The sequence below is a fragment of the Serratia liquefaciens ATCC 27592 genome, from assembly GCF_000422085.1.
GTDB lineage: Bacteria > Pseudomonadota > Gammaproteobacteria > Enterobacterales > Enterobacteriaceae > Serratia > Serratia liquefaciens.
In genome coordinates, this window is record NC_021741.1 from 3,596,201 (window position 1) to 3,616,664 (window position 20,464).

Annotated in this window: 18 protein-coding genes; 5 read left to right on the forward strand and 13 right to left on the reverse strand. The window is 58.4% G+C overall.

Translation table 11 applies throughout. From position 1 onward, the window contains the following. Positions 1–34: 34 nt before the first annotated feature. Positions 35–400, reverse strand: coding sequence for a hypothetical protein (locus M495_RS16875; RefSeq protein WP_020827890.1), 366 nt, complete (start codon positions 398–400; stop codon positions 35–37). A 305-nt stretch (positions 401–705) separates the two neighbouring features. Between M495_RS16875 and flk the strand changes: the two genes are divergently transcribed. Beyond that, the gene (flk, locus tag M495_RS16880; protein WP_020827891.1) at positions 706–1,734 is read left to right on the forward strand and encodes a flagella biosynthesis regulator Flk; all 1,029 of its coding nucleotides are present in this window, start codon (positions 706–708) and stop codon (positions 1,732–1,734) included. 95 nt (positions 1,735–1,829) lie between these two features. Here the strand turns inward: flk and M495_RS16885 are convergent, their stop codons facing one another. Next, a complete protein-coding gene (locus M495_RS16885) occupies positions 1,830–2,285 on the reverse strand; it encodes a rhodanese-like domain-containing protein (RefSeq protein ID WP_020827892.1) in 456 nt (151 codons plus the stop codon). A gap of 93 nt (positions 2,286–2,378) precedes the next feature. Here M495_RS16885 and pdxR point away from each other — a divergent pair, with 93 nt between their 5' ends. Continuing rightward, positions 2,379–3,812: a MocR-like pyridoxine biosynthesis transcription factor PdxR gene (pdxR, locus tag M495_RS16890; protein ID WP_020827893.1), complete on the forward strand. Its 1,434-nt coding sequence runs from the start codon at positions 2,379–2,381 to the stop codon at positions 3,810–3,812. A gap of 32 nt (positions 3,813–3,844) precedes the next feature. Here the strand turns inward: pdxR and M495_RS16895 are convergent, their stop codons facing one another. Beyond that, positions 3,845–4,741 (reverse strand): endonuclease/exonuclease/phosphatase family protein, encoded by an 897-nt coding sequence (locus M495_RS16895; protein WP_020827894.1) that lies wholly within the window; start codon positions 4,739–4,741, stop codon positions 3,845–3,847. A gap of 214 nt (positions 4,742–4,955) precedes the next feature. Between M495_RS16895 and pepT the strand changes: the two genes are divergently transcribed. Then, positions 4,956–6,188: a peptidase T gene (pepT, locus tag M495_RS16900; RefSeq protein WP_020827895.1), complete on the forward strand. Its 1,233-nt coding sequence runs from the start codon at positions 4,956–4,958 to the stop codon at positions 6,186–6,188. A gap of 43 nt (positions 6,189–6,231) precedes the next feature. On the opposite strand, the gene M495_RS16905 is transcribed toward pepT, so the two are convergent. Next, the gene (locus M495_RS16905) at positions 6,232–7,344 is read right to left on the reverse strand and encodes an SLC13 family permease (RefSeq protein WP_020827896.1); all 1,113 of its coding nucleotides are present in this window, start codon (positions 7,342–7,344) and stop codon (positions 6,232–6,234) included. A 157-nt stretch (positions 7,345–7,501) separates the two neighbouring features. Here M495_RS16905 and apbE point away from each other — a divergent pair, with 157 nt between their 5' ends. Next, positions 7,502–8,533: an FAD:protein FMN transferase ApbE gene (apbE, locus tag M495_RS16910; RefSeq protein ID WP_020827897.1), complete on the forward strand. Its 1,032-nt coding sequence runs from the start codon at positions 7,502–7,504 to the stop codon at positions 8,531–8,533. Between the two features lie 46 nt (positions 8,534–8,579). Here apbE and M495_RS16915 read toward each other — a convergent pair whose 3' ends face one another. The 7 genes from M495_RS16915 to fabB all read right to left on the reverse strand — a co-directional run bounded on the left by M495_RS16915 (position 8,580) and on the right by fabB (position 17,079). Further along, entirely contained in the window at positions 8,580–11,699 is a 3,120-nt protein-coding gene (locus M495_RS16915) for an efflux RND transporter permease subunit (RefSeq protein ID WP_020827898.1), read from the reverse strand. Then, on the reverse strand, positions 11,696–13,147 hold the full coding sequence (locus M495_RS16920) for an efflux RND transporter periplasmic adaptor subunit (protein WP_020827899.1): 1,452 nt from the start codon (positions 13,145–13,147) through the stop codon (positions 11,696–11,698). Before M495_RS16920 ends, M495_RS16915 begins: the two co-directional genes overlap by 4 nt. Continuing rightward, positions 13,144–14,403, reverse strand: coding sequence for a TolC family protein (locus tag M495_RS16925; protein ID WP_020827900.1), 1,260 nt, complete (start codon positions 14,401–14,403; stop codon positions 13,144–13,146). Before M495_RS16925 ends, M495_RS16920 begins: the two co-directional genes overlap by 4 nt. A gap of 10 nt (positions 14,404–14,413) precedes the next feature. Next, on the reverse strand, positions 14,414–14,737 hold the full coding sequence (locus M495_RS16930; protein WP_020827901.1) for a copper-binding protein: 324 nt from the start codon (positions 14,735–14,737) through the stop codon (positions 14,414–14,416). A 68-nt stretch (positions 14,738–14,805) separates the two neighbouring features. Then, positions 14,806–15,228, reverse strand: a complete 423-nt coding sequence (locus tag M495_RS16935; protein WP_020827902.1) for a hypothetical protein — start codon at positions 15,226–15,228, stop codon at positions 14,806–14,808. A gap of 204 nt (positions 15,229–15,432) precedes the next feature. Next, positions 15,433–15,654: a putative periplasmic lipoprotein gene (locus tag M495_RS16940; protein ID WP_020827903.1), complete on the reverse strand. Its 222-nt coding sequence runs from the start codon at positions 15,652–15,654 to the stop codon at positions 15,433–15,435. A 210-nt stretch (positions 15,655–15,864) separates the two neighbouring features. Beyond that, a complete protein-coding gene (fabB, locus tag M495_RS16945) occupies positions 15,865–17,079 on the reverse strand; it encodes a beta-ketoacyl-ACP synthase I (protein ID WP_020827904.1) in 1,215 nt (404 codons plus the stop codon). A 170-nt stretch (positions 17,080–17,249) separates the two neighbouring features. On the opposite strand from fabB, the gene mnmC reads away from it, so the two are divergent. After that, positions 17,250–19,274, forward strand: a complete 2,025-nt coding sequence (gene mnmC / locus M495_RS16950; protein ID WP_020827905.1) for a bifunctional tRNA (5-methylaminomethyl-2-thiouridine)(34)-methyltransferase MnmD/FAD-dependent 5-carboxymethylaminomethyl-2-thiouridine(34) oxidoreductase MnmC — start codon at positions 17,250–17,252, stop codon at positions 19,272–19,274. A 46-nt stretch (positions 19,275–19,320) separates the two neighbouring features. Here the strand turns inward: mnmC and M495_RS16955 are convergent, their stop codons facing one another. Both M495_RS16955 and M495_RS16960 read right to left on the reverse strand, forming a co-directional pair. Continuing rightward, entirely contained in the window at positions 19,321–19,602 is a 282-nt protein-coding gene (locus tag M495_RS16955; protein WP_020827906.1) for a YfcL family protein, read from the reverse strand. A 285-nt stretch (positions 19,603–19,887) separates the two neighbouring features. Continuing rightward, positions 19,888–20,445, reverse strand: coding sequence for an elongation factor P hydroxylase (locus tag M495_RS16960; protein WP_020827907.1), 558 nt, complete (start codon positions 20,443–20,445; stop codon positions 19,888–19,890). Between the last annotated feature and the right edge of the window lie 19 nt (positions 20,446–20,464).

The window sequence follows — 20,464 nt, forward strand, 5'->3', positions numbered from 1 at the left end:
ATAAGACAATCACCAAAACAAACGGGCGATTAACTCATTCACGGAAGACGCATAATCGGAGATGCACCCTGAGGGTGGGAGGGGAAATCACTCTGGGAGGAGGAATGCGCAAACGCGCAGCCACGGTAGGCGCCAACAGCGCCAGCAGCAGGCCAAGCCCGAGCAGCACGGTTTCAAACATCACCGGCGGTGAGACCAATAAGGATTTAGCGCTCAGTTCACAGGGGGTAGGTTGCAGTTCGGCGGCATCGTCGCCGGCGGATGGCGCAGCGCTGGCAGCAGGAATCCCCATCGCTTGCTGCAACGCATGCAGGCTCGCCATGCGCTGAGTCATGCAGGTCAGCACCACCAGGCAAGCCAGGCATAAAAACCATTTCGCAATCCGCTGCTGTTTAACCATGCCGCCCTCAATTCCAAGTCTGCGCTTATCTTAGCGGCGCAGGCGCGTTTAGCAATGTTTTGCCTGTAAAGAAATGTCTTACGACGGTATTGATGACGGGCATTTACGGGTATCATAGGCGCACACCTGCGCTTTTCGCCGGGTACGACGATTATTCTTTCCCCAAAGTCATGGGTGTTGCGGCAAGGCGGCAAGCAAGCGAGTCTCGATGAGCTTACTCAGGTAAGTGTTTCGAGTGAGATTGCGCAGACCACACCGCGGCAACGCCAGCTAAACTGGGGGATACACAGCGAAGGACAGGTGATATGCAACCTTTGAGTGGACCGGGCACCCCGATCGCCAGCGATCGTCCTTCAACCCCGGGCAAAACCACCCCCACAGACGATAGCCCGCTCTCCCCGGCGCAGCGTACGACGCTGGAGAAGCTGGTGGTCAAAATCATGGCGCTAAGCCCGGCCAAATCCGCAGAGATTTGGGTCACGCTGCGTCACGATCTGCAGACAGACAACAGCAGTGAACTGCTGGCGCGTCATTTTCAGCCGGCCGAGCAACTGCTGCAAAACCGTCTGACGCAGGTACAGCAAAACCATGCCAGTCGCCAACTGATGCAGCAGCTTACCGAACTGTTGCCGCAGGGCAATAACCGCCAGGCGGTGAGTGATTTCATTCGCCAGCAGTTTGGCCACACGGTACTGAGCCAGTTGAGCCACTCGCAGTTGCAGCAGGTACTGAACCTGTTACAGACCGGCAGCCTGACGATCCCTCACCCGCAGCAAACTGCCACCAGCGATCGCCCGCTGCTGCCTGCCGAGCATCAAAGCCTGCAACAGCAGGTCACCAAGCTCAGTGCCGCCACCGGCGAGTCGCCGGCCAAGATCTGGCAAACGCTGTTTGATCTGACCGGGGTTAAAACCAACGATCCGCTGCCGGCGCGCCACTTCCAACTGCTGAACCAGTTTTTGCAGGTGAAGGTCGCGCTGAGTCCACAAACCGCGCCGACGCTGAACAACCTGCTCGCCGTGCTCAAACAGCCGGCGGATGCGCAGGAGCAGCAGCAGTTGAATGACTACTGCCAGTCCCGCTTCAACTGCAATGCCAGCGCCCCCTTGACCCACCCGCAGATGAGCGACGTCATCAACCAGCTATTTGCACGTCGTCTGGAAAAAGCCGGTCATGCTCAGCCGAGCATCGGCAACGCTACCGAGCCGCAACCGCTGCTCAATCCGCTGATTGCCGCCCTGCCCCAGCCGCTGCAAAAAGCGCTGAGCAAACCGGCGGTGACGCTTATCCTGTTCATTTTGGTGCTAGCTCTGGTATTGGCGCTGGTGTTTTAACGCCTTCCCTTCCCAAACGATTTCTGGCCTGTGGATGCCCTGTCCAGGGCCAGACTCGAATGCTGATGTTAACTTCGCGGTAACTCCGGCCAACGTCAGGCGCAGCCACAGTCCTCTCCACTGGCACTTCCCACCAGCGAGCCCGGCTGTTCACCGGTGGCCAGGGGATGACCATCACGTATCCAGAAGTCCAATCCACCAATCAGCTCTTTCACCCGCAGCCCCTGTTGAGCCAGTTTGTAAGCCCCTTTGGTCGAACCGTTGCAGCCGATGCCATCGCAATAAGTGACGTAGACCTTGTCGCGATCCAGATGCGCCGTGCCCGCCTCGTTCATCAACCGGTGCGGCAAACTGATAGCGCCGGGAATATGCCCGGCCGCATAGAGTGCCTCTGCACGGGTATCGATCACCAGGATCTCACTGACCCCGTTGCGCAGATCCTCCGCCACGTCCCACGCATCCGCGTAATAACTCAACTTTGCGGCCAGATAATCCAGGCTCTGGGCCGCGCTGCCCGGTGGAAAAGCCAAAACCAATGAAGATACCGCCATGGAATTCACTCCTGTAGAGAAAGACTGATGACAATATTGCCTGATTTTGGTCTTATGCTTGATACCCATTTTCGCCCATGGATAAGTCCCATTATGGCTAACGCACTGCCCACTCTGTTTCATCAACCGGAACACGCCGGTGGCACCTTGCGTGAACGCGTCTGCAGCACGCTGCGCCGGGCTATTCATCATGGGGCTCTTGGCCCTGGGCAACGCTTGCCCTCATCGCGGGTCCTGGCTGAAGATTTGGGCGTCTCGCGCGTAACCACCGAAGCAGCCTATGCCCAGTTGGAAGCCGAAGGCTATCTGCAGCGCCGCGTTGGTCAAGGCACCTTCGTGGCGATCAACATCGTCAAGTCACCACCCGCCGCCAAAGTCAGCGGCGAACCCCGCCTTTCACAACGCGGCACGCAGATCGCGCAAACCGGTGGCTGCCACGATCCATTGCAGCCTCTGCCCTTCGCTGCCGGTTCGCCTGATTTACGTGCTTTCCCACTAAAACTGTGGAAACAGCTCACCGCTCAACAACTGCGTCTGCGTGGGGAAGCTCTGATGCGCTATGGCGATCCTCAGGGCTACTTTCCGCTACGCGAAGCCATTGCCGGCTATATCAGCCAGACGCGCGGCGTTAACTGCGATGCGCAGCAGGTCGTGGTGCTGACCAGTTCGCAGCAGGCCCTGCAGCTGATTGCCACCCTGCTGTTGGATAGCGGTGACAAGGTGTGGATGGAAGACCCCGGTTATCGCGGTGCCAGAAACGCCTTTAGCAGCGTCGGAGCCGAACTTGTCCCGGTCAAGGTGGACGACGCCGGACTGATGCCCGATGAACACCTGCCTGCACCTCGACTGATTTACCTGACGCCCTCGCATCAATACCCCACCGGCGTAGCACTCAGCCTGCCACGCAGGCTCGAGTTGCTGGCGCTGGCACAACGGCAGCGGGCCTGGATTATTGAAGATGATTACGACAGCGAGTTTCACTATGACGGCCAGCCGATGCCGGCGATGCAGGGGTTGGATCGGCACGGCAACGTGCTTTATCTGGGCACCTTTTCCAAGGCGCTGTTTCCTTCCCTACGGCTGGCTTATGTGGTGTTGCCACCGGCGTTAGTGGAGCCTTTTACCACCGCACGCACGGTATACGACGGCCACAGCGCCCAATTGATGCAGGCGGTGACCGCCGAATTTATCCAGCAGGGGCACTTTGCCGCCCATATCCGCTATATGCGCCAGCTGTACCGCAGCCGACGTGACCTGTTACTGGCGGAGGTGCAGGAAAAGCTTGGGCATTTCGCCACCCCGCAACCGGCAGGGGGAGGCTTGCAGCTCAGCGTTTGGCTGCCGCCCGGGCAGGAGAGCGCCCTGACTCAGCAGGCGCAGCGCCTGGGCATAGTCACGCCCGGATTGACGGCACAGTACCAAACCCCGAGCCTGCAGCGCGACGGCTGGCTGCTGGGCTTTTCCGCCCTGACACCGGGCGAGATCCGCGCCGCCGTCGAGCGGTTGACGCGGATCTCGCCTGCTTGACCTTGCGGGGCGCTTGGCGGCCCCGAGTCAGGTTATTGCTCGGTCAACCGCAGCTCGGCCACCAACGGCAGGTGATCGCTGACTGCCGGCCAGTGAATGCCGTTCCAGTCGCCGCTGGCGTTCGGCACCGTCAGGCTGTCCAGATGCCAGCGCTGGGCATTGCCGCTAAAGATATAATCGACCTTGATTTCGGCGTTTTCCGCCGGCCAGCTGCGGCCATCCTGCTGCTTGGGCATGATGTCGTTCCAATAGCGGCTCAGCTCAGTCCAGGTGACGCTGCCCGGTACGTCGTTCATGTCGCCGAACAACAGCTTGATACCGCGCATTTCAATCGTGCGGTCATTCAGTTCGCGCACCTGATCCAGCCGCATCGCCGGATCTTCCTTGGTGTCCAGATGGGTATTGATCAGGGTAATCGGCGCCGGGAACTCGGGCACGTCGGTCTGGGCGCTGAATGCAATTCGCTGTTCGCGCTGACCGGAAGGCAACGGGTAAATTTTGCTGTCATGCAGCGGGTATTTCGATAGGAACGCCAGCCCATATTCGCCGCCGTCAAAATCAATCGCGCGGCCGAACGCGACGTGCATACCGGTCAGTTTGGCCAGTTCCTCCGCCTGATCGAGCTTGCCGCTGCGGCCGGTCAGTTTGTCCACCTCCTGCAGCGCCACCACATCGACATTCATCGCCTTGATCGCTTTGGCGATTGCGGTCATGTCGCTGACCTTGCCGGCGGCGATATTGAAGCTGGCTACGCGGATCTTCGGTGCCTGCTCCAGGCTATAGGTTTTGTTTTTCAGACCGCCAAGCGCACTGGCCACTTCACGGCTATTGGCGTTGCTGTTGGCATGGCCACCATCGGTGGATGACCAGGCCGTATGCGATATTCCCAGGGATAACAAAGTGATAAGTAAAGCATGACGTGAGCGCATGTATTCTCCTTTAACGATCCTATTATTTGGGGGCACCCGTTCCCCCACAGCTAACAACGATTTTGCCGCAGTTACCCGAGACTATTTCCTAGTTGTGCCGCTATTTTTTTATTCTGCGCGGCATCTCGCATTCCGGCAGCGAAAGCATTGCACCATTGGACAACCGGCTGATTTAGCTTTAAAACCGTTAGACCGCTTATCGAGAGGAACCCGCATGACCAGCGCCATTGCCGAACAGCTCACCGAACGTTTCTTCCGCTATCTGGCGGTGACCAGCCAGAGCGACGCCGCCGCAACCACCTTGCCCAGCACGCCGGGCCAACATGATATGGCCAAGCTGCTGGCGGCCGAACTGCGCCAGCTAGGCATGCAAGACGTGCAAATCGACGATCACGCTACCGTGACCGCCCGCAAACCCGGCAATCAGCCAGGCGCTCCGCGTATCGGCTTTATCACCCATATCGATACCGTTGACGTTGGCCTGTCGGCCCATATTCACCCGCAGCGCCTGCGCTTTACCGGCCAGGATTTGTGCCTGAATGCCGAACACGATATCTGGCTACGCACCGCCGAACATCCGGAGATCCTGGCCTATCCGAATGAAGAAATTATTTTCAGCGACGGCACCAGCGTGCTCGGCGCCGATAACAAAGCGGCGGTCACGGTGGTCATGACCCTGCTGGCCAACCTGAGCGCCTCCGATCGCCACGGCGACATTGTGGTGGCCTTTGTCCCGGATGAGGAAATTGGCCTGCGCGGCGCCAAAGCGCTGGATCTGACGCGTTTCGAGGTGGATTTTGCCTATACCATCGACTGCTGCGAGTTGGGGGAAGTGGTGTATGAGAACTTCAATGCCGCAGGTGCGGAGATCCGTATCGAAGGGGTCACCGCGCACCCCATGTCGGCGAAGAACGTGCTGATCAACCCGATTCGCATCGCCAACGACATCATCAACCAATTCGACATCAAGGACACGCCGGAACATACCGAGGGGCGCGAAGGCTACTTCTGGTTCAACGATCTGACCGCCAATGCCAACCTCGCTACGTTGAAAGTGTCGATCCGCGATTTTGACCTGGCCGGGTTCAATGCGCGTAAAGAGCGCATTCAGGAAGTGGTGCAACAGGTGGCGGCAAACTACCCGCGCGCCAAGGTCAGCTGCAAGGTGACGGATATCTACAGCAATATCAGCAACTCTATCGGGGAAGACCAGCGAGCCATTGAGCTGATTTTCGGTGCCCTGGCCGCCCACGGCATTCCCCCCAAGGTGATCCCGATGCGCGGCGGCACCGACGGCGCCGCACTCTCCAGCCGTGGGCTGCTGACGCCGAACTACTTCACCGGCGCGCACAATTTCCATTCGCGCTTTGAGTTTCTGCCGATCAGCGCCTTTGTAAAATCCTATCAGGTGACTCGCAGCATCTGCTTGCTGGCGGCACGCGGTTAGACGCCATAGTTAACAAGCGCGGTATGGCAGGAAAATACCGCGCTTAAGCCAACAGCCAGCCAAGCAAGCCGGCCCAGACCAGTAACGGCAACGAATAGTAATGAAATTTCAGCCAAATTTTGCGCTCGTCCGCCATACGCAGCGCAATCAGGTTCGCCAGCGAACCGATCGCCAGCCCAAAGCCACCGGCGTTGACCGCAAAGGCCAGCAGTTGGCTGGAAGGCACGTAGTTGAGCATTAAAATGGTCGCCGGCACGTTGCTGATCACCTGCGACAGGCCAATCCCCAAAGCGTAAATGCCCCCGTTACCCAGCGTAGCGATATCGGCGAACCAAGGCTGGATCGCCTGCAAGCGGGTAAACAGCCCCACGTCGATGAACATGGCGATAAAGACGAAAATCAGGCTCCAGTCGATCTGCAGCAATACCCGACGCGCCAGCAGCAAAAAACCGACGAACACCGCCAACAGGCCATACAGCGGCAGATCAAGATCCAGACACAGCAGAAAAATCACGTACAGCGCCACACAGCCCAGCAACTGGCGTAGCTGATACGGATAACCTTCGGTGTGCGGCGCTTTAACGATATCCCGCGCCGGGAAGCAGAACCCGGTCAGCAGCAGCAAACTGACCAGCATCACCACGCCAAACGGTGCCATTTGGCCAATGAACCCCAGGAAAGAGAGTGAAGACTTGCTCCACAGCAGAATGTTTTGCGGGTTGCCAATCGGCGTCAGCAATGAACCGGCATTGACCGCCAGCGCCTGGAAGATAATCAACCGGCCAATCGGTACCGACGACAGTTTTTTCAGCGTGATGGTCAGCGGAATGACGATAAACAACGCCACGTCGTTGGTCAGGAACGACGACAGCAACGCGGCGGAAAACACCAGAAACAGCGCCAATCGCCGCTCGCTGTGCAGCGTATTGATGATTTTGCGGCCAACAAAATCGAAATAACCGCTGACCTCGACGCCCTTGGTGAGTAACATCAATCCAAGCAGCGTAATGATGGTGCGCCAATCGATAAAACTGTTTAACGCAGGCAGCTGTTGCGGATTAAAGGCCGCCATCAGTACGCCGACTAACAGCAAAATATGCAAAAAACGATCTTTCAGGAACGGCTGAATCAGCCGGGAAACGGCGTTTGAACTCATGTTGAGCGCTTCAAAAAAACAACCAGGGATCAGGAACCAGACGTTAGCCCAAGCACGGCGGCAACGCCAGCAAAATGCTCTTTTACCGTTAACTGCTTTTCATTTGCCGCGCTTTACTTTATTTGTAGCGCCTTTCACTGTTCCAAAGGATGTTTTCATGGCTAACGTTTTTGCCAAAGGGCTGTTGCTGAGTGTGACCATCGGCTTACTGGCTGCCTGTAATGACCCGGATACCCGCCCGCAGATCGACATTGAAGGCAAAACCATGGGCACCTTCTACAGCGTCAAGGTCAGCGGTGACGTGGCGGTCAATAAACAGCAGTTGCAACAGCAGATTGACGCCGTGCTGGAACGCGCCAATGACGATATCTCCACCTATCGCAATGATTCTGTGCTTTCGCGTTTTAATCAAACCCAGAGTACCGAGCCACAACCGATCCCGCGCGGAATGGCGGATATTATCCTGATGGCTCAGCGCATTGGCCGCGACACTCAGGGCGCGATGAATATCACCGTGGGTCCGCTGGTGAATTTATGGGGCTTTGGCCCAGACAAGCGTGTGGTCAAGGTACCGAGCCAACAGCAAATAGAGGCGGCACAAAAAAATATTGGCCTGCAGCACCTCAAGCTACTCAGCGACAGCCGTGGCGAATGGCTGCAAAAGGACTTGCCCGGGATGTATGTTGATCTCTCGACGTTGGGCGAAGGCTATGGCGTCGATCAGTTGGTGCAGCTGATGGCCCGTAATGGTATCACCCATTATCTGGTGTCGGTCGGCGGTGCGGTTTCCTCGCGCGGCGTTAACGGGCAGGGCAAACCCTGGCGCGTGGCGATCCAAAAACCGACCGACCGCGAAAATGCGGTTCAGGCGCTGGTTGATTTGCAGGGTTACGGCATCAGCACCGCCGGCAGCTACCGCAACTATTTTGAACAGGACGGGCAGCGCTATTCGCACGTGATCGATCCCACAACCGGCAAGCCGATTACTCATCGCCTGGTCTCCGCTACGGTGATAGCGCCCACCGCGCTGGAAGCCGACGGCTGGGATACCGGGTTGATGGTGTTGGGGACGGAAAAAGCGCTCAAACTGGCGGAAGAAAAAGGCTTGGCGGTTTACCTGATCAGCAAAACCGATGATGGGTTCAGCGCCGTAATGACGCCGCAGTTCAAGGCGTTTCTGGTGAAATAGTTTCTGTGCGGTAAAGACGGGGCGCAGTGCACTGCGCCCCGCTTGCTTATCCTTTTCGGTGCAGTAACAGGTAGACCACAGGAACCACCAACATCGACAACAGCGGTGCACTGAGCATGCCGCCAATCATCGGTGCCGCAATGCGCCGCATTACCTCAGAACCGGCACCGTTACCCCACATGATCGGCAATAGCCCGGCCATAATGGTGGCAACGGTCATCACTTTTGGTCGCACCCGCAATGCCGCCCCCTCGGTGATGGCATCCATCAGCTGTTTTTGCGTGAGCGGCTGTCCCGGCTGGCGATGTTTTTCCAACGCATGGTTCAAGTACAGCACCATTATCACGCCGAATTCCGCCGCCACACCCGCCAGCGCGATAAAGCCAACTGCCCCGGCCACCGACAGGTTGTAGTTCAGCAGATAGAGCAGCCACACCCCGCCGATCAGCGCAAACGGCAGCGTCGCCATGATCAACAACGCATCACGCACGCTGCTGAAGGTGACAAACAGCAGCACGAAAATGATTGCCAATGTTACCGGCAGTACGATTTTCAACTGAGCGCTGGCACGTTCAAGATATTCAAACTGCCCGGACCAGCTCAACGACACCCCGGCCGGCAGCTTGACCTGCTGCGCGACGACCTGCTGCATCTCTTCCACCGCCGATTTGAGATCGCGCCCGCGCAGGTCGACATAAATCCAGTTGGAGAGCCGCGCGTTTTCACTTTTCAGCATAGGCGGCCCTTCGCTAACCCGAATATCCGCCAGCATCGACAGCGGCACCTGGCCGCCGCTGGCGGTCAGTACCGGTAACGCCTGCAACTGCTGTACCGAATCACGCACCTCACGCGGATAACGCACATTGATCGGGTAACGCGCTCGGCCCTCGACGGTTTCGCCAATGTTTTCGCCGCCCACCAGCGTCGCCACCATGGATTGCAGCTCTTTCACCGAAACGCCGTAGCGCGCAGCCCGCTGACGGTCGATATCGATATCCACGTAGCGGCCGCCGGTGATGCGTTCTGCCAGCGCCGAAGTGACGCCCGGCACCTGCTTCACCACCTGCTCAATCTGCCCGGAAATCCGTTCGATATCGGCCATGTTATTGCCGTTCACCTTGATGCCCACCGGACTTTTGATTCCGGTGGCCAACATGTCCAGCCGATTGCGGATCGGCGGAACCCAGACGTTGGCAATACCCGGCACCTTGACCATCGCATCCAGTTCCGCCACCAGCTTGTCCATGGTCATGCCTGGTCGCCACTGGTCACGCGGTTTGAAACGAATGGTGGTTTCCAGCATGGTCAACGGCGCGGGATCGGTAGCACTTTCCGCCCTGCCGGCCTTACCGAACACCGTCGCTACCTCCGGCACGGTTTTGATCAACCTGTCGGTCAGTTGCAGTAGCCTGCTGGCCTCGCGCGCAGACATCCCCGGCAGCGAGGAAGGCATATACAACAGGTCACCTTCGTCGAGCTGCGGCATAAATTCGCTGCCCAACCGGCTAAGCGGATAGGCGGTTAACAGCAACAGCAGGCACGAAATCCCCAGCGTGGTTTTTGGCCGTGCCAACACCGACGCCAGCACCGGCTGGTACAGGCGGATCAGCCAGCGGTTGATCGGATTGGCATGTTCGTCGGGAATGCGGCCGCGGATAAAGTAGCCCATCAGCACCGGCACCAGCGTAATGCCCAGACCGGCCGCCACCGCCATGGCGTAGGTTTTGGTGTAGGCCAGCGGGGAGAACATCCGGCCTTCCTGCGCCTGCAGGGTGAACACCGGAATGAAGGACAGCGTGATAATCAGCAAACTGCAAAACAGCGCCGGCCCCACCTCCACCGCCGCCTGCTCTGAAATGCGCCAATAATCCGTCGACGTCGGCTGCTGTCCGGGATGGCGTTGCCGCCACTGCTCCAGCACCTTATGCATGTTCTCAATCATGACGATGGCCGCATCCACCATGGCGCCAATGGCGATGGCGATTCCCCCCAGCGACATGATATTGGCGTTTACGCCCTGGTAATGCATCACCACAAAGGCGCCAAGAATACCGAGCGGCAGCGTGATCATCGCCACCAGCGCCGAACGAAAATGGAACAGGAACAGCGTGCACACCAAAGCCACCACGATAAACTCCTCCAGGAGCTTGTGGGACAAGGTTTCAATTGCATGTTCGATCAGTTGGGAACGGTCGTACACGGTCACAATTTCCACACCCGGCGGCAGGGTCTGCTGAACCTCCTGCAGCTTGACCTTCAGCGCGTTGATGGTTTCCAGGGCATTTTTGCCGTAGCGCATCACGACGATGCCGCCCGCCACTTCGCCCTCGCCGTTCAGCTCCGCCACGCCCCGGCGGATCTCCGGCCCTTCGCGCAGTGTTGCCACTTGCGACAGCAGGATCGGCACACCGTCACGCACGGTGATTACCACGTTGGCAAAATCGCTGAGTTTTTTCAGGTAGCCCGAGGTGCGAACCATATACTCCGCCTCCCCCATTTCCAGCAGCGCCCCGCCGCCTTCCTGGTTGGCGTCCTGAATGGCACTGACTACCTGTTGATGGGTGATGTTCAGCGCGCGCAGGCTGGGTGGATCCAGCACCACCTGATATTGGCGTACCATGCCGCCCACGCTGGCCACTTCCGCCACGTTAGGGACGGTTTTCAGTTCAAACTTCAGCGTCCAGTCTTGCAGCGCGCGCAGGTCGGCCAGGCTGTGCTTGCCGCTTTTATCCACCAGGGCATACTCGTACACCCAGCCGACGCCGGTGGCGTCCGGCCCCAGTGCCACCTTCACCTGCGGCGGCAGTGAGGATTGCACCTGGCTGAGCGCCTCCAGCACCCGCGAACGCGCCCAGTACAAATCGGTGCCGTCCTCAAACAACACGTAGACGTAGGCGTCGCCAAACATGGAAAAACCCCGTACCGTTTTGGCCCCCGGCACCGAGAGCAACGTGGTGGTCAGCGGATAGGTCACCTGATCTTCAATCACCTGCGGTGCCTTGCCCGGATAGGTGGCACGGACAATCACCTGTACGTCGGACAGGTCCGGCAGCGCATCCAGCGGCGCTTTCTGCAATGCCCAGATCCCCCAACCGGCCAACAGCACCGAAGCCAGCAGCACCAAGAGCCGGTTGCGCAGCGACCAGCGAATCACGAAAGCAATCATAAGTGGCCCCCGTGTTCAGCGCTTGTCGGCACGATTTGGCTGATATGTGAACCTTGTTCATCAACGCTAAAGTGGATTTTTACGCTATCACCGGGTTTGATACCGGCAGGTATTCCCCCTGGCGGCAGGGCAAAATCCATGGTCATCGCCGGCCACTGCAGCTCCGGCACGGGGCCGTGGGACAGCGTGATGGTGCTCTCGTTCACGGCATCCACCACCCCCTCGGCCTGGTATTGTTTCACCTCGTTTTGCGCCGCCATTTGTGGCAAGGCACTGCGCATGCTGGCCTCGGAATCAATCAGGAATTGGCCGGAGGTCACTACCCTTTGCCCAGCATTCAGCCCACGTTTGATTTCTACCCAGCCGTCCTGCACACGACCGGCCACCACGTCAACCGGCGTGAAGTGCCCATTGCCTTCGGCGATCAACACCCTATTGCGATCGCCGCTGTCGATCAGCGCCTCCTGCGGTATCGCCAACACCGGCTGGCCGAGGTTGCCGTGCGACAATGTCAGTTGCAGATACATGCCCGGTCGAAGCTTTTGTTGAGGGTTTTTCAACAGGATGCGCGCTTTGAAGGTTCGGGTCAGCGGATCGACATTGGCCAGCAGTTCGCTCACCTCGCCTTCAAATCGTTCACCAGGCCAGCTGGCGGAAGCGGCCTGCACCTTATCGCCCACTTTCAACAATCCGGCCTGCGCCTGTGGATAATCGGCAACGATCCACACCGGATCGAGGCTGGCTAGTTCAAACAGCCCCTGCGCGGCCGTCACCTGAGCGCCCTCGAGCACGCTCAGCTTATTCACAAAACCATTTTCCGGTGCCGCTATCTGCACCCGCGGTTCGGGTTTACCTGAACGTTCCACCTGCCGGATCACCACCTCGGGCATAAACAGCAACTGCAACCGCTGGCGTGCAGCGGCGGTCAGAGCGCTATCGCCCAGTTTGCGTATTGCCAGATATTCCTGCTGTGCCGCACTCCAGTCGGGGATCCACAGCTGCGCCAGGGCTTCGCCCTTTTTCACCTGTTGCTGACTGGCACGCACGTAGAGTTTTTCCACCAGTCCGTTGGCGCGGGCGGCGACAATCTGAACCCCGCGTTCATCGGTGGCGACGCTGCCGAAAGCGTTCAGTTGTGGCTCCAGTTGGCGCAATTGTGCAGCTTCGGTGCGAACGCCCAGGTTCTGCTGTTGCCGGGCGCTGATGGTCACGCCCCCTTCCGGCTCAGCCTCATCGGCATAGCGCGGCACCAGTTGCATATCCATAAAGGGCGATTTACCCGGTTGGTCAAAACGCTGCCCCGGCATCATCGGGTCGTACCAATAAAGCACCTGCCGCTCACTCTTGACGGCCGGCGCAGGCGCTTCTCCCGCTGCGCCAAACCAGTATCCCGCCAGCCCAGTGCCAATCAGCGCCGCTAACAGCGCCAGCTTGAATTGTATTTTCATTGCATTGATTCCTGAGGGGTGAGATAGCGAATGGCGGCCCAAATCTGTGCCAGTTCCCTGGCAGCCTTGCCGGCGCTGAGGCGACTGTCGAGCAGCGCCCGCCGAGCTTCCAGTACCGCCGACAAATCGCTTTTACCGCTGCGGTACTGCGCTAACAGCAAAGTGACCCGCTGTTGTTGCAGGGGAATAGCCTGCCCCTGTTGGCGCTGCCACTGCGCCTGAGCCGCCTGATATTGCGCCAACAGCGTATCGAGCTGTGCCTGATGATCACGGATCAACAACGTGAGCCGATCGGTGGCCTCCATGCTGCGGGAAACATCAGCGGCATAGTCCTTATCCTGCCGCTGCGAGCGGAACAACGGCAGATCGACGGTAAACATCACCCCGGCCAAATCCTCGTACTCGTCGGCCCGTTTGCCGTAATACACCTCGACGCCGACGTCCGGTATCGCCGCCACCTCTGATTGCGCCGAACGCGCCTTGGCGACGTCCGCCTCACGGCTGGCCTGCAACACCTCGGGGTGTTGACTGATGGCCTGCCGCAATACTTCGCTGTCCGCCGGTAAACGTTCAAAGCGCGGCATGGCCCCGGCGGTATCCGTCGCAGACAGGCCGGTCAACTGCGTCAGACGCGCCTGCGCGACAGCAACATCACGCTGCGCCTCGCTGATGCGATCCTGCATGCTTAGCAGCGTCAGCCTGGCATCCAGCACTCCACTCGCTGGGGTTCCCCCACCGGCTACCGCAGCACGCTGAGTGGCAATCTGGCGTTCACTCTCCGTCACCAGGGCTGAGGCATCCCGCAGGGTTTGCCGGCTCAACGCCAGCGCCAGCCAGGCCTGCGCGGTTTGCTGTTGAAGGCGAGCGCGAATGGTGGCGCTGCCCGCATCCGTCTGGCTGGCTTCGGCGCGCAGGGTATCCGCTTTACGCTGACGTTTGGTGCTGCTGACGTAATCCTGCATGATGCCGATTCGTCCCATGGTCATGCCTTCGCGGGTAAAACGCTGAGCGTTGCCGCCCTGCACCGGCACGTTTTCAATGCCGAACTTCAGCTTGGGATCGGGCAACTGCATTGCCGAATCCGCCATGTTCTGCAAGGCGTCAACCTGATGACGATTAGCGGATAACTCCGCCGAATAACCTTCGGCCGCCGTCAATGACTGTTGCAGCGTCAGATCCGCCGCCAGGGTGGCCGGTGCCCAACAGGCAAGCAGCAGCCAGCCCACCCGCCAAGGGTGAGAAAGGATAATGGTCATAACGCCTCCGTTATGGTCGAGCAGCGGCGATGGCGATCAGCTGATAACCGCCGTCGATCGGCAGGAAGCTGAAATCAACCTCGGTACCCACCGGCAAGACGGCGAATGAAGGCGATGAAGGGAGCAGGAAGCTCATGGTCATTGGCGGCCAACTGAGTGCAGGAATGGCCTGGTGCGCGATAGACACCTTTCGCTCATCCCAGCTTTTGACGACGCCCTGGCTGTGGATTTCAACGGCAGTTCTTGCGGCAGGATCCTGCATTGCCATATCGGCAGCGCTGGCGCTAAAGGAGAAAAACAGGGCGATCACTACGGCAGCAAATACATTACGCATAACGGGTACTCCATAAAATAGTTAACAAACGCGGAAAACCGTCGGGGACGGCAAAGCGGTTGTCAGAACTATTCACGGAACCGGCAGAAAACGATCTCTGCCGGCGGACCTGTTATCGGGGGCGTTTGCCAGGTATTGGAGGGGACTGAGCGAGACGGGAAAGGCGTAATAACGGCCAATTCGCTGCTGGTGGGCAGCGCAGCCAACGTCAGGTTGCTGTGATCCTGTTGGGCTGACTCCGGAACGCAGTGTTTCTCACACAGCGGCTCTTGGGTTTGCATCTGCTGCTGCGACGGCACGCTGTTTTGCATATGCATCATATGCTGAGCCATCGGCGCTTCACCGCTGAACTGCAGGTTGCAGTTGTGGCTGGCCAACGCCAGTTGAGTATTCAACAACAACCAGCTGACGACCAATAACCATGCGCAGGCCCGCTTTTTAGCAAAGCGCAGGCGGTGCATGGATAAGGAGATGGACGCCAAAGCCGACATCAGATCGTTCCAGAGTGGGAGATAGCGGGAGTATATCGACCCGGACCGGGCGCAGGAATGGAATTTACATCCGCTGACAAAGAACTGCTCATCTGTGGGCCGGTAATATAAATGCCATGACTTCAATCAACTGGCGGCGGATTACCCAAACAAAAAGCCCAGCAGATGCTGGGCTTTTAAACCGGGAGACTCTCCGACGGAAGGTTATTTGGTCAACGCGATAATACCCAGCGTCAGACCGGCAACTGCCGCTGCCCCACCGGCGATGGCGCCAGCGGTTTCCCAGTTGTCCTGCGTGGTGCCTTTCATGCAGGTATTGGTGTGCACCAGACGGCCCTGGTCGTCATAGACCGGGACACAAGGGGAATCGGTCGCGCACCCAGCCAGAATGACCGACAGCAATCCAACCGCAATTAACTTTTTCATACTCTTGCCTCAATGTTCGATCACTCTGAAACGCTACGCCGAGTGATATTCGCGCTATTGAGCCATTGTATGCGCAAAAGGCTGAACAAAGCGTTAATGATCCGTCAGGAGATGTAATTTGGGATAACTCCTAGCGGTCCGTCGGCAGGGATTGCAGGCAATAAAAAGCCCGCAAAAATGCGGGCTTGATTCGGAACCTTGAGGCCGGAATTACTTCTGCAGCTTACGCATCACCAGCGTGGCGTTGGTGCCGCCGAAGCCAAAGCTGTTAGACATCACGGTGGTCAACTCGCGTTGAGTTGGCTCAGTCACGATGTTCATGCCAGCGGCTTTCTCATCCAGGTTATCGATGTTGATGCTCGGCGCGATAAAGCCGTGCTCAACCATCAGCAGGCTGTAGATCGCTTCCTGCACGCCCGCGGCACCCAGTGAGTGACCGGTCATGGCCTTGGTGGAAGAGATTGCCGGGGTGTTGTCGCCAAACACTTCGCGAATGGCACCCAGCTCTTTCACGTCGCCCACCGGCGTGGAGGTGCCGTGAACGTTCATGTAGTCGATTGGGGTATCAACGCCCTGCAGCGCCATCTTCATGCAGCGCACCGCGCCTTCACCTGATGGAGCCACCATGTCGGCACCGTCGGAGGTCGCACCGTAGCCGATGATTTCAGCATAGATGTGCGCACCACGCGCCAAAGCGTGTTCCAGCTCTTCAACCACCACCATACCGCCGCCGCCGGCGATGACGAAACCGTCACGGGCAGAGTCGTAAGTACGAGAAGCTTTTTCAGGGGTGTCGTTGTAGCTGGTGGACAGTGCGCCCATCGCATCGAACTCACAGGCCATTTCCCAGCACAGCTCTTCGCCGCCGCCGGCAAAGACCACGTCCTGTTTGCCCAGTTGGATCAGTTCAACCGCGTGACCAATGCAGTGTGCAGAGGTTGCGCAGGCAGAGCTGATGGAATAGTTAACGCCACGAATTTTGAACGGGGTTGCCAGGCAAGCGGAAACGCCTGAAGCCATAGCCTTGGTCACCATGTACGGACCCACGCCGCGCAGGCCTTTGGCACGCATGCCATCGGATCCGGCAACCTGGTTGCGCGGAGAACCACCACCTGAGCCAACAACCAGACCGGTGCGATCGTTGGAAACCTGATCGGCAGCCAGACCTGAGTCCTTGATGGCTTCTTCCATGGAAAGATAGGCATAAACGGACGCGTCGCTCATAAAGCGCATCACTTTACGGTCAATCAGACCCGTAGTGTCCAGTTTAACATCGCCCCATACGTGACTACGCATGCCGGAATCTTTCAGCTCCTGGGAGAAAGTGATCCCAGAACGACCTTCCTGCAGGCTCGCCAGGACCTCCTGCTGGTTGTTACCAATGCTGGAGACGATTCCCAGGCCAGTAATCACTGCACGTTTCATTCAATACCTCTTCCACAATTTTACATTCGGGATTTTGCATCGCACTTTAGCGTACAGATGTACGCCGAACAAGTCCGATCAGCGTTTTTCAGCTTTATTCTTATCCAGTTTGCGCCATAGCGCCAGCGCCGTTAGAATCCCGTCACCCCTTGAGTTACGAGCAACTAACCGTGAGCCACGCCCCGATCCAAACCGCAGCGTTATCCTGGAATGAACAGGGTACACCTGTTTCGAAACAGTTTGATGACGTCTACTTTTCCAATCAGGATGGGCTGGAAGAAACCCGCTATGTGTTTCTCATGGGCAACCGACTGCCGCAACGTTTTGCCGACCACCCTCGCCCGCTGTTTATCGTGGCGGAAACCGGCTTCGGCACCGGGCTTAACTTTTTGACGCTGTGGCAGGCCTTTGCCGGTTTCCGCACGGCGATGCCGGACGCCCCGCTTCAGCGCCTGCACTTTATCAGCTTTGAAAAATTCCCGCTGCTGCAGGCCGATTTGGCGGCGGCGCATGCCCGCTGGCCGGAACTGGCGCCATATGCCGATGAATTACGCGCTCAATGGCCGTTGCCGCTGCCGGGCTGCCACCGCCTGCTGCTGGCCGAAGGGCGCATCACGCTCGATCTGTGGTTTGGCGACGTGAACGCGTTACTGCCTCACTTCGACGCCAGCATGAACCGTCAAATCGATGCCTGGTTCCTCGATGGCTTCGCCCCGGCAAAGAACCCTGATATGTGGACGGAGCAGCTGTTCACCGCCATGGCGCGCTTTGCCCGGCCGGGCGGCAGCCTTGCCACCTTTACCGCCGCAGGCTTCGTGCGTCGCGGCTTACAGCAGGCAGGGTTTGATGTCATCAAAACCAAAGGCTTCGGCCAGAAGCGAGAGATGCTGACCGGCGAGTTGCCTGCCGATGCGCCGGCCGTCGCTCACCCTGCTCCCTGGCTGATGCGCCCGGTGGCGGAGAATACCGATGATATCGCCATCATTGGCGGCGGCGTCGCCAGCGCGCTAACCGCCCTCGCCCTGTTGCGACGCGGCGCAAAAGTCACGCTGTATTGCGCAGATCCGCAGCCGGGCGAAGGGGCATCAGGCAACCGTCAGGGCGCACTCTACCCTTTGCTGAACGGCCGAGCCGATGCGCTGGAAAATTTCTTCAGCGCCGCCTTTCCGTTTGCCCGTCGTCAGTACGATGCACTGGTACGACAGGGCGTGGAATTTGACCATCAATGGTGCGGTGTGAGCCAACTGGCCTTTGACGAGAAGAGCGCCGGGAAAATTGCCAAGATGCTGGCGGTTGAATGGCCGCAGGCGCTCGCCATGCCGGCCGACCGCGCTACGCTCAGCGCCTTGTGTGGCGTCGACAGCGGTTTTGGCGGCATTAACTACCCGCAGGGTGGCTGGCTATGTCCGGCCGAGCTGACGCGCAGTGCGATTGCGCTGGCGCAACGTCAAGGGATGCGCTGCCATTATAACGCTACGCTCAGCGCTCTGACCGCCCAAGAAGCAGGCTGGCAACTCAGCTTTAGCCAAGGTGAAATTCGGCAGCATGCGACGGTGATTCTGGCCAACGGCCATCGGTTGTCCGAACTGACGCAAGGTGAAGCGCTGCCGGTTTATGCGGTGCGCGGTCAGGTATCCCATATTCCTACCACGCCGCAGCTGAGTGCATTGAAGCAGGTGCTGTGTTACGACGGCTACCTGACGCCGGTGAATGCCAATAATCAGCAGCACTGTATCGGCGCCAGTTACCAGCGCGGCGAGACCGCCACCGAATACCGCGAAGAAGAGCAGCAGGAGAATCGGGCTCGCCTGCTGCGTTGCCTGCCGGATCAAACCTGGCCGCTGGAGGTGGACGTCAGCGACCGCCAGGCCCGCTGCGGCGTACGCAGCGCCACTCGCGATCACCTGCCAATGGTAGGTGCAGTGCCCGACTACCAGGCCACGCTAACGCAGTACCAGGATCTGCAACGTCAACACCAACGCGGTGAAGCTATCGCCAATGCGCCGAGCTACCCCAATCTGTTCATGATTGGCGGGTTAGGCTCTCGTGGGTTGTGCTCGGCCCCGCTGGCGGCAGAGATTTTGGCGGCGCAGCTGTTTGGCGAACCTTTGCCGGGCGACGCAGACCTGTTAGCGGCGTTGAACCCGAATAGAATGTGGGTAAGGAAATTACTGAAGGGACGTGCGGTAGCGTAAGAAAAATCACGCAGGGCGCCAGCGACAGCACCCTGCAGAAGCACTATCAGGCGGTAGGCAATGCCGTTTTGTACAGCGTTTCCCACATGCCATACACCAACGCCTGATCCGGTGGTGACAGTTCACCAGCGGCAATGGCTTTATGCAGGCTGCCTTCCACCTGCGCCTTCAGCGCTTCAGCGGAGTGTTCACCCAGCTCTTCGACCTCGGCAACCGCCAACGTCAGATGACCGCGCAGGTAGCCACCGGCAAACAGTTCATCATCGCTGGCGTGCTCTACCATGTCATCAATCAGCGCCAAAATGCGCGCTTCGAATTCTGCGATCATCAAATTTCCTCTCATACCCTTCATCTTTCAAACTCTAGCGTTGTTGGCTGCGCTCACGCACCCCAGTCACTTACCTGAGTAAGCTCCTGGGGATTTGTTTGCTTGCCGCCTAGCTACAGCTTGGAAGCTAATGGGTATCTATTTTCAGTTAAACATATATACCCGTCATACTTGAAGCTGCTTCTTTGTTGGCTGCGCCGACTCGCCCCGGTCACATAGTGGACTATGCTCCCAGGGACTCGCAGGCTTGCCGCCGCGATGCAACTCCAAGTATTTAGGGTATAGTCAGTTGAGATCTTCCGGATAGGGAAAATGCTCCGCCGCCAGCGGTGGCGTATTGTAAAACGATTGTAACGCCTGAATAAAGCGCGCAGGTCTTGTGGGTATTCCCTGCTCCAACAGCAGCAGCACCCGTTCGCGTACCTTGCGTTGGAAGGCAATGCGGTCCGGCTCGCAGTCACCGTTGAGGTTGTCGCAACTGACATTGAACGGGAAACCGGCGGCGACGCAGAACATCCATTCCAAAGATTGCGGTTTAATTTCCACCGCTTCAAATTCACTTTGCGTCTGTGCGTCTCGCCCGTCCGGGCAGTACCAGTAACCGAAATCTACCAACTTGCGGCGCTGTTCGCCGGCGATGCACCAGTGCGAGATTTCATGCATGCCGCTGGCGTAATAGCCATGAGCAAAAACGATCCGGTTATACGGCAGCTGATCGTCGGCCGGCAAATAGATCGGTTCATCGTCGCCTTTGACCAGTCGCGTGTTGTATTCATCGCTGAAGCACTGATTAAAAATTTCAATCAGTTGCTCATATTGATGGGTAGCCTGTGTGTCTGACATAAATAAAAATCCAATAACC

What these genes read in the sequence shown, in the direction of transcription:
- M495_RS16960 (WP_020827907.1), bottom strand. Translation starts at nt 20,445, where the DNA reads ATGTCAGACACACAGGCTACCCATCAATATGAGCAACTGATTGAAATT.
- pepT (WP_020827895.1), top strand. Translation starts at nt 4,956, where the DNA reads ATGACCAGCGCCATTGCCGAACAGCTCACCGAACGTTTCTTCCGCTAT.
- M495_RS16955 (WP_020827906.1), bottom strand. Translation starts at nt 19,602, where the DNA reads ATGATCGCAGAATTCGAAGCGCGCATTTTGGCGCTGATTGATGACATG.
- fabB (WP_020827904.1), bottom strand. Translation starts at nt 17,079, where the DNA reads ATGAAACGTGCAGTGATTACTGGCCTGGGAATCGTCTCCAGCATTGGT.
- flk (WP_020827891.1), top strand. Translation starts at nt 706, where the DNA reads ATGCAACCTTTGAGTGGACCGGGCACCCCGATCGCCAGCGATCGTCCT.
- M495_RS16940 (WP_020827903.1), bottom strand. Translation starts at nt 15,654, where the DNA reads ATGAAAAAGTTAATTGCGGTTGGATTGCTGTCGGTCATTCTGGCTGGG.
- M495_RS16885 (WP_020827892.1), bottom strand. Translation starts at nt 2,285, where the DNA reads ATGGCGGTATCTTCATTGGTTTTGGCTTTTCCACCGGGCAGCGCGGCC.
- apbE (WP_020827897.1), top strand. Translation starts at nt 7,502, where the DNA reads ATGGCTAACGTTTTTGCCAAAGGGCTGTTGCTGAGTGTGACCATCGGC.
- M495_RS16895 (WP_020827894.1), bottom strand. Translation starts at nt 4,741, where the DNA reads ATGCGCTCACGTCATGCTTTACTTATCACTTTGTTATCCCTGGGAATA.
- M495_RS16925 (WP_020827900.1), bottom strand. Translation starts at nt 14,403, where the DNA reads ATGACCATTATCCTTTCTCACCCTTGGCGGGTGGGCTGGCTGCTGCTT.
- M495_RS16915 (WP_020827898.1), bottom strand. Translation starts at nt 11,699, where the DNA reads ATGATTGCTTTCGTGATTCGCTGGTCGCTGCGCAACCGGCTCTTGGTG.
- M495_RS16930 (WP_020827901.1), bottom strand. Translation starts at nt 14,737, where the DNA reads ATGCGTAATGTATTTGCTGCCGTAGTGATCGCCCTGTTTTTCTCCTTT.
- M495_RS16905 (WP_020827896.1), bottom strand. Translation starts at nt 7,344, where the DNA reads ATGAGTTCAAACGCCGTTTCCCGGCTGATTCAGCCGTTCCTGAAAGAT.
- M495_RS16920 (WP_020827899.1), bottom strand. Translation starts at nt 13,147, where the DNA reads ATGAAAATACAATTCAAGCTGGCGCTGTTAGCGGCGCTGATTGGCACT.
- M495_RS16875 (WP_020827890.1), bottom strand. Translation starts at nt 400, where the DNA reads ATGGTTAAACAGCAGCGGATTGCGAAATGGTTTTTATGCCTGGCTTGC.
- M495_RS16935 (WP_020827902.1), bottom strand. Translation starts at nt 15,228, where the DNA reads ATGTCGGCTTTGGCGTCCATCTCCTTATCCATGCACCGCCTGCGCTTT.
- pdxR (WP_020827893.1), top strand. Translation starts at nt 2,379, where the DNA reads ATGGCTAACGCACTGCCCACTCTGTTTCATCAACCGGAACACGCCGGT.